Annotated in this window: 7 protein-coding genes and 1 pseudogene; 6 read left to right on the top strand and 2 right to left on the bottom strand. The window is 69.3% G+C overall.

Going from position 1 to position 8258, the window contains the following annotated elements; translation table 11 throughout:
* Positions 1–227: 227 nt before the first annotated feature.
* A complete protein-coding gene (locus tag P3T39_RS36635) occupies positions 228–785 on the top strand; it encodes a cation transporter (protein WP_280703649.1) in 558 nt (185 codons plus the stop codon).
* Between the two features lie 766 nt (positions 786–1551).
* Here P3T39_RS36635 and P3T39_RS36630 read toward each other — a convergent pair.
* Together P3T39_RS36630 and P3T39_RS36625 are read right to left on the bottom strand one after the other, a co-directional pair.
* A pseudogene (locus P3T39_RS36630) lies at positions 1552–1788 on the bottom strand (sensor histidine kinase KdpD); the annotation flags it as partial.
* A gap of 258 nt (positions 1789–2046) precedes the next feature.
* Positions 2047–3363: a helix-turn-helix transcriptional regulator gene (locus P3T39_RS36625; RefSeq protein WP_280703648.1), complete on the bottom strand. Its 1317-nt coding sequence runs from the start codon at positions 3361–3363 to the stop codon at positions 2047–2049.
* A 156-nt stretch (positions 3364–3519) separates the two neighbouring features.
* On the opposite strand from P3T39_RS36625, the gene P3T39_RS36620 reads away from it, so the two are divergent.
* The 5 genes from P3T39_RS36620 to P3T39_RS36600 all read left to right on the top strand — a co-directional run bounded on the left by P3T39_RS36620 (position 3520) and on the right by P3T39_RS36600 (position 8041).
* Positions 3520–4512, top strand: a complete 993-nt coding sequence (locus P3T39_RS36620) for a Gfo/Idh/MocA family oxidoreductase (protein WP_280703647.1) — start codon at positions 3520–3522, stop codon at positions 4510–4512.
* Complete coding sequence (locus P3T39_RS36615) at positions 4509–5762, top strand: DegT/DnrJ/EryC1/StrS family aminotransferase (protein ID WP_280703646.1); 1254 nt, start codon at positions 4509–4511, stop codon at positions 5760–5762. The genes P3T39_RS36620 and P3T39_RS36615 overlap by 4 nt, the downstream gene beginning before the upstream one ends.
* Positions 5759–6199: an NUDIX domain-containing protein gene (locus P3T39_RS36610; protein ID WP_280703645.1), complete on the top strand. Its 441-nt coding sequence runs from the start codon at positions 5759–5761 to the stop codon at positions 6197–6199. The genes P3T39_RS36615 and P3T39_RS36610 overlap by 4 nt, the downstream gene beginning before the upstream one ends.
* 56 nt (positions 6200–6255) lie before the next feature.
* The gene (locus tag P3T39_RS36605; protein ID WP_280703644.1) at positions 6256–6669 is read left to right on the top strand and encodes an NUDIX hydrolase; all 414 of its coding nucleotides are present in this window, start codon (positions 6256–6258) and stop codon (positions 6667–6669) included.
* A 307-nt stretch (positions 6670–6976) separates the two neighbouring features.
* Positions 6977–8041, top strand: a complete 1065-nt coding sequence (locus P3T39_RS36600) for a hypothetical protein (protein WP_280703643.1) — start codon at positions 6977–6979, stop codon at positions 8039–8041.
* Positions 8042–8258: the final 217 nt, after the last annotated feature.

Below are 8258 nucleotides of genomic sequence, written 5' to 3'. Positions count from 1 at the left end.
CTGCCAGTGAGGCATGTTCCCCCTCCAACGCGCTCATACCACAGCAACGAGCCAAAGAGCGGGAAGCTACGGGTTAATGCTCTGCGAGCCCTAACGTTCATCGCTGCCCATCAAGTGAGTTGACGAAGGGTCATTCGTTGCGGTGTAGCGGCCTCGCCGGGGTTTGTCGATCAGTCCGTCGTCGGCCCTGTAGGTGCCAAGAACCACGTCCGTGCTGGTCACGCTGCATGTTGGTATTCGTGCAGGATGCCGCCGAGGCGGTCGCGTCGGCGGACGTCGAGGTGGGTGAGCCGGCGGCGCTCGGCGCGCGGTCGGTGGCGCTGGCGGGCTTCGGCCTGGACTCGCTGATCGAGATCGGCGCCTCCACCGTGGTGATCTGGGAGCTGTCCGGCACCGGCGAGGAGCGGCAGAAGCGGGCGCTCAAGCTGATCGGGGTGGGCTTCGCCCTGCTGGCCGTCTACCTGCTGGTGCAGTCCACGTGGGTGCTGGCCGCCGGTTTCCGCCCGCACCACTCGACGCTCGGGATCGTCTGGACGGCGATCACCGCCGCGGTGATGTTCACCCTCGCCTTCGGCAAGGCCCGCACCGGCGCCGCTCTGGACAACCCGGTCCTCAGGACCGAGGGCCGGGTCACCCTCATCGACGGCCTGCTGGCCGCAGCCGTCCTGGTCGGCCTGCTCCTCAACACCACCCTGGGCTGGTGGTGGGCCGACCCGGTGGCCGGCTACGTTCTCGTCTACTACGCGGTGCGCGAGGTGAAGGAGATCTTCTCCGGCGACCACTGAGCGCCGGAGAAGGACTCGGGCCCCGGCGCTAGCCGGGGCCTTCCCTTTTCCGGACTGCGGTTGCCGTGATGCCTGGCGGGCAGGTACCTCGCCACCCGCCCTGGCCGTCGCAAGGGCGCTCATCCCGCTGGGGCCACGTCCTGCATCCGGTGGTCCTGACCGCCTTCGGCCTCGTAATCCTCGTTGACGGGCTGAGCTTTCGGCCCGTAGGAGCGGGTTCCGCAGCTGGTAGTCGCGCAGCATGCCGCCCGGCATCCCAAGGTCATGGCGTCGTGGGCGCCCGGTCTGTCGGGCCGAACAGGTCGGCGAGTACACGCATGCCGTCGTGACCGGCACGCACTTCCAGGTGGACGGCCGGGCCGTCGAGGTGGAGGCGGAAGTCGAAGAACGGGCAGCACCGTTGTTCGGCCGCGGCCAGCGAGGCGACCGCTGTGGTCCGTTCGGCGGGCAGCGTCAGCCGCAACCCGTCGGGGATGCCGATGCGCGTCGCGCCGTCGAGTACCTGGTGCCACTGTGTGGTGCGCTCGGCCAGGCCGTCGCGGGTCAGTGAGCAGGCCACCGCCGCCGTGCGCCACCGCTCGCCCTCTTGCCCGGCGGTCCCCGTGTTCGAGGTGGGTGGTGCGAGCGGTTCGCACTCGGCGTCGCAGCGGTCCTCCCGGTCCGGCAAGGCGTCCAGGCGCTCCAGCTCGTCGCGGAGGCAGGCGGTGAACGCCTCCAGTTCCGCGGCCCGCTGTTCGGCCCGGGCCAGGCGGGCGGCGATCCGGGGCCGTAGGTCGGCCTCGTGGCGGTAGCGCAGCAGCGCCTCCTCGACCCGGTCGGCCGCCCACAGCAGGGCGATCTCCCGCAGGGCAGTCAGGTTGCCGGCCCGGAAGAAGCTCGCCAGCGCCGCGTCGATCTTCTCGGGCGGGTAGATGTTGCCGTGGACCATCCGCCTGCGCAGGGCCTCGGCGGACATGTCGACCAGCTCGATCTGGTCGGCACGGCGCACCACGTCGTCCGGGACGGGTCCGAGGCGGTAGCCGCCGGGACTCAGTCCGACGCCGGGGGAACTCCGGGCCGTGGCCCGCGCCAGGCAGGAGAACTGGTCTGGCCTGCGGGTTCGACACCAGTGGTGTCCGCGGAGGAAGGTAGGGGGTTGGCGGCGTCCGCCGGGTGGCGGCCGGCGCGTGGCCCGGCCCGGTGGCGAGGCAGCCTCCTGGCGACGGCGGCTCGGATCGTCCTCTCCGGCCGCTGATCACCGTGACTCTGATCTGAGCGTCCGTCACGCAGCTCGGACGCGCTCGATGAGATCGGCGACGCCGTCAACCTGGCGGTACGGCTTGAACGCCGGCGCGAGTTCGCGGACCAGGGTGACGCACCGCTCGGCGCCGATGCGGGTGGCCAGATCGAGGGATTCGGTGGTGACAGCGAGAGCCTGCTCGACGTCGTTGGACTGCAGGAAGCCCTTGGCCTGGTAGGTCAGGAAGATGCCACGCGTCTTGTCCCGGGCCTTGGGCAGGAGGGCCAGGCCCTCGGCCATCCTGACGTGCGCCTCGTCGGCCCGGCCGAGATCGAGGAGGCACTGGCCGGAGTCGACCGCGAGGTCCGCGGGGCTCATCCACGCGCACCAGCCTGGCGCGGGGTCGCTAGCCCGCGTCGACAGTGCAGTCTCGGCGTCGGACAGATCGCGGTAGCACGCGGAGCGTTCGCCGAGCGCGGCGTAGGCCCTGGCCCGCCGGAGGAACAGCAGCGACCGGGCGGTGGGGTGCTTCGTACCGGACAGTGCGTGGCCGAGCTGGTCCACCGAGATGTTCGGTTGGCCGATCCAGTTCGACTGGTAGGCGAAGTCGGAGAGCACACCGGCGCCGAAGTCGCGGTCACCCGCGGCGTTGGCGGCTTGCAAGGCCCCTGCCCAGAGCTTTCCCGCCGCGAAGTGCTTGCCCTGGTCGAAGCGGTACCAGCCACAGGTGGTGGCCAGTGACGCGGCCAGGAGGTGCAGCCGCTTGGTGACGGGCTCGGCGTGGCCGCCGCCCTCGATCAGGTCGGTGACGGTGGCGAGATGAGCGTCCATCAGCTTGATCGTGTGCTGGCGCTGTTCGGTGGGCAAGGTCGTCAGCTTCGCGCTGGTTTCCTCCAGCCAGTCCACGAGCCCGGGGTCCACGGCCGTCCTGCCGTCGAGGGCAGAAGTCAGGCGATCGGGCTCGATCGTGGCCCACTGGGCGGCGAGGCCGGCCAGCGAGACGGCGCTGAAGGTCATGAAGCTGCGGCGGTCCATGGCGGCTCTCTGTGCATCTCGAAGTGCTTGGACGGTGTACGCCGATCCCAGTGGCAGCGGAACCTCGCGGCCGGGCAGCCAATCGGGCCACCCGAACAGCTCCATGTCGGCGATCGGAACGTCGAAGGCTTCCGCGATCAGGATCTGGGAGTCCAGGTTCGGCTGCTTGCGCCAGTTCTCCCACCGGCTGACGGCCGTCTTGTCCGCGCCGGAGCGGAGCCCGTGCTTGCGGGCGGCCCGGTCGAGGAACACGACGAGGTCGCTCTGTGACCACCCGCGCAGTTCACGGGCGTAGGCGAGGGGGTGCCGGATCGGGTCGTCCACGGGGCCAATTCCATCATCGACAGTGACAGGCAGCCTACTGCGCGCGAGCGCGGGACAACCCCGGGACTACAGACAATGCCTGTCCAGAGAAGCGCAGTTGGCGCTGTACTCGACACGCATCGACAAGTTCCCTCACGAAGCGGAAGGAGTCAGCCCATGAAACGACGCGCGGCGGTCATCGGCCTCGGACACCGGGCACTCGAAGACCACCTTCCCGGCCTGCTCGCCTCCAACCGGGCCGAGTTGGTCGCGGTCTGCGACAACGACCCGGACGCCCTGCGGGCCCAGCAGGACACGCACAACGTCCCGGGCTTCACCCGGGCCGCCGACCTGCTGGACAACGTGGCGCCGGACTTCGTCATCGTCGCGGTCCCGCACCACGCCGGTCGGGCCGTGATCGAGGAGTGCGCCGTCCGAGGCGTGCACGTCCTCAAGGAGAAGCCGTTCGCCACCTCCCTGCCGGAGGCGCGCGAGCTCGCCGCGATCTGCCAGCAGGCCCAGGTGGAGCTGATGGTCACGCTCCAACGGCGCTTCAACCCGCTCCACGCGTCCGTGGTCCAGCTCCTGGACCAGATCGGCACCCCGTTCCTCATCGACGGCCAGTACACCTTCCACACCGACGACCCCGGCGCCGGCTGGCGCGGAGACGTCAGCCAGGCCGGCGGCGGCTGCATCATCGACATGGGCTACCACATCGTTGACTTGCTGCTGTGGTACTTCGGGATGCCCAACCGGATCATGGCCGACTTCTCGACCGCCGCGCTGCCCGACGGCGGGTACGACGCCGAGGACACCGCCGTCATCCAGCTCGGCTACGACAACGACCTGTACGGCACCGTGCTCCTGTCCCGCTGGATGGCCCCGAAGACCGAGAAACTGCACGTGGTCGGCACCCTCGGCTCCGTCCTGCTGACGAAGGGCCAGGTCCAGCGCCTCGATGTGCACGGCAAGGTCGTCGACGAGCTGTCGCGCCCGCAAGCCCCGTCCAGCGCGGCCACCGCCCAGATCGACTACTTCTGCCGGGTCCTGGATGGCGAACGCCCCAACACCGCCGGGCCCGAACAACACCTGGGCCACATGGCCTTCATCGCGTCCTGCTACGAGTCCAAGGCCGCCGGCCGCTACATCGACCCCAAGGAGATGCTGTGACGAACAACCTCGCCCTGCTGGGCGGCGAGCCCGCGGTGACCGCCGCCGGCACGCACTTCGAGTGGCCGCCGATGGACGACACCACCGAGAGCAAGGTCACCGCCCAGCTCCGCTCGGCCATCTCCATCCCCGGCCGCTCGGGCATCGTCGCCGACCTGGAGGACGCCCTCCAGGACTACTTCGGCGTCCGGCACGCGGTCACCTTCAGCTCCGGCACCGCGGCCCTGCACGCTACCTACGACGCCGCCAGGATCAAGGCCGGGGACGAGGTCATCGTCCCCGCCTGGACGTTCCACGCCACAGCCTCGCCGCTGTTCCATCTGCGGGCGGTGCCGGTCCTGGTCGAGACCGGCCCGGACGGCAACATCGACCCCACCGCGATCGAGGACGCGATCACTCCGCGCACCCGCGCCATCATGGTCACCCACCTGTGGGGCAGGCCGGCCGCGATGCTCGCCATCCAGGCCATCGCCAAGACGCACAACCTCCTCCTGCTGGAGGACGGCTCCCACGCCCACGGCGCCTCCCACGGCGGCAAGAAGGTCGGCACCTTCGGGCTGGGCGGCGCGTTCTCGCTCAACGGTCCCAAGCCGCTGTCCGGCGGCGAGGGCGGGTTCGTCCTCACGGACGACGACGACACGTACTACCGGCTCCTGACGTTCGGCCACTACAACAAGCGAGCCAAGTCCGAGATCCCGGCCAAGCACCCGCTCGCGAAGTACGCGGTCACCGGGTCCGGCCTCAAGCTCCGGATCCACCCGCTGGCCGCCGCCATCGCGCACGACCAGCTCGGCCGCCTCGACGGCTACCTCGCCGGACGGGCGGAGATCGCGCGCTACCTGACCGAGGAGTTCGCCCGCATCCCCGGGCTCGAGGTCATCCCGATGCCCGAAGGAGTGGTCCCGTCCTGGTACGGGTTGACGCTCACCTACCGCCCGCAGGAGCTCGGTGGCCTCAGTGTCGAGCGGTTCCACCAGGCCCTGGTCGCCGAGGGCGCGGTCGAGTTCGACCGGCCGGGCTCCACCTGCCCCATGAACCAGCTACCGCTGTACCAGAGCCCGGCCATGCTGTTCCCCGGCCACCCGCACGCCCACCGCCGCTACCAGGTAGGGGACTTCCCGGTCGCCGAGCACACCCACGCGCACACGATCAAGCTCCCGGTCTGGCATCGTGAACAGGATCGTCCGCTGGCCGAGCAGTACATCAGCGCGGCCATCAAGGTGAGCGACCACCACAAGGAGCTGCTGTGAACTCTCCCTTCGCCGACCCCACGTTCGAGGACACGATCCGTGTCGCCGCCGAGACGGACGGGGTGGAGCGGTTCGTCGTGGCCGCCGTGATCGCCGACGGCGACCGCATGCTGTTCCTGCGGCGCCCGGCCGGCGAGTTCATGGCCGGCCTGTGGGAGCTGCCGTCGGGCAAGGTCGAGAAGGGCGAGGGCATCGAGCAGGCCCTGCTGCGGGAGGTCGACGAGGAGACCGGCCTGCGGATCGACGCGGTCGAGAAGTACCTCGGGCACTTCGACTACACGTCCGGCAGCGGCGCCCTCACCCGGCAGCTGACCTTCGAGGTCACTGTCACCCGGACCGGCCCGGTCACCCTCACCGAGCACGACGCGCACGAGTGGGCCGGGCCCGACGAGATCCCAGCCGTCAGCGACGCCGTACGGGAACTCGTCACCCGCTGATCGTGCACCATGAGCTCATTGACCAGGCCCGCGGAGACGGATACGACGCCTTCTGCGTGGGTGCACTCATCGTCCGCCACGGCCGGCTCCTGATGCTCCGACGTACGGCGTCGGACTCCTGGGCCGGCCGTTGGGAACCGCCCGGCGGCGGCGTCGAGACCGGCGAATCCCTCGCCGAAGCCCTCGCACGTGAGGTCCAGGAGGAGGCCGGGCTGGCCATCGCCAGCGCGCTGTACATCGGCCACCTGGACTACCCAGCCCGCGAGAACCCCCTGCTGCCCGCCAGCAGGGGGTTCTTCTTCGCCGCCGAGGAACCGCCCGGTCAATGGCCGGTCCGGATCAACCAGACAGAACACGATGACTTCACTTGGTGCACGGCTGACTGTGTCCGGTCGACACGGCCCGACCTCCGAGCTCTCGTTACCCGGCGGCTGGCGCTTACGCCTCGGAGTCTCCCCGGTCCTTGGTGAACGCACAGGGGCTGCTGAGTTAGCTCTGCTCGCCCAGCGGGCGCGGGGCCGCGCGGGTCGAGGAGGACTCCGCCGCGCTTTCGGTTAGCCAGGGCGGCTGCTGACACTCGGTCACTGTCCGTCGGCAGGGCTACGGTGTGCTGAGAGCGAGATGGGTGGGGGAGCAATGGGGACTGGGTCTGGCCGACGCGCTGACTTCAGTGAGGTAACGAAGCGTGCCCTCGCGCTTCGGGCGGCCTTTCGTTGCTCGAATCCCGGCTGCGGGGCACTCACCATCGGGCCCGGAAGGGGCATCGACGACGTCGAGATGACCGGGACCGCCGCTCACATCTATGCCGCGGCACCGGGCGGGCCCCGCGGTACCGGCGGGCTGAACGCCGGCCAGCGAAGCGATCCTCTCAACGGCATCTGGCTCTGCGCCCGATGCGCGCGTCTTGTCGATACCAACGCCGGCGACGCCTATCCGGCGTCGCTTCTGCGAAGCTGGCGAGATCTCCACGAGGCCCGGGTCCGTATGGAGCACGGGGGCGTCGCCCGACCCTTCGGATGGATCCACTCGATCGAGATCACGGAGGACGTGTGGCTGAAGGAGCCGACTACGGTGCGCTTCTCCCGGTGCAACATTTTCCTGGGCACGAATGGAATCGGGAAAAGTCACTTCATCTCGCTTCTGTCGGGGCTGGCAGCCCCGTCCCACATCATGGAGCGGGTCGCCCGCCCGGAGTCCCGTGTACATGCGGCACTCACCTGGTATGACTCTCAGCCGCGGCGGGCCGAGTTCAAGGCGGAGGGTGACAGGCTCCACTTCTTCGCCGACGGTCATGAGGTTCCATTCGTGGCCTCCCCCTACCAAGTGGTCCGAGTACCCCGGTGGAGCGGTGACTTTCCCGCCGACGTCCATGACCTTGCCACGGACCTGGGCCTTGACCACTGGGTGATGCGCAAGGTGATCTCAGACCTTCCTGAGATCGTCGGCGGGGCGGTCAAGCGCACCCGGATAGTCGACGATCGGATCCGCGCCGACTTCGTGCTCGGAAGCTGTGTTGAAACAGGCAACGGTGATCGCCGGCTTCGCCCTCTCGTCGGACTGGAGGTTCTGGTCGCGCTCGCTGAAACGTACGCACGGGCTCACCCGACCTTGCTCCTCCTCGACCCATTCTTGAACGGGCTCGACTGGGGCGGTTACCACCAGGCCACTGCTCTTCTCGGCTCGCCGGCCCGTGGATTCCAGACGGTGGCGGTTTCGACGGACCATCGCGGGAACCACCCCCTCGGACCGGAATGGACCGTTACCCGCATCGTGTGTGACGAGACCGAGCGCATGGGCCACCGCCGGTGGGCCCGACTGGTCCAAGACGATGAAGAGCCATAGCGTCGTGGGCGGCTCACCAGTTCGGGAGAGGGACTGCCCTGAGCAACGGCGTCACGTCAACTGCGCCGGGGGCATGCCAGCCTCCCCGTACCAACCATGCACCGTCCTCCAACTCAGTTTCGCTGAGCTTGATCTTTAACCTCGCGCGGCGAGGTGGGCCTGAAGCGTGGGTTCGCGTTTGACGGTCTTGCCCACGTCGTGGCGGGGCGCCGGCTTG

Origin of the sequence: Kitasatospora sp. GP82, from assembly GCF_029892105.1 — a bacterium.
In the GTDB taxonomy this organism is placed as follows: Bacteria; Actinomycetota; Actinomycetes; order Streptomycetales; family Streptomycetaceae; genus Kitasatospora.
The sequence above is the reverse complement of the archived record's forward strand: the minus strand, read 5'-3'. Positions and strand labels throughout refer to the sequence as shown.

What these genes read in the sequence shown, in the direction of transcription:
- P3T39_RS36600 (WP_280703643.1), top strand. Translation starts at nt 6,977, where the DNA reads ATGACCGGGACCGCCGCTCACATCTATGCCGCGGCACCGGGCGGGCCC.
- P3T39_RS36635 (WP_280703649.1), top strand. Translation starts at nt 228, where the DNA reads ATGTTGGTATTCGTGCAGGATGCCGCCGAGGCGGTCGCGTCGGCGGAC.
- P3T39_RS36620 (WP_280703647.1), top strand. Translation starts at nt 3,520, where the DNA reads ATGAAACGACGCGCGGCGGTCATCGGCCTCGGACACCGGGCACTCGAA.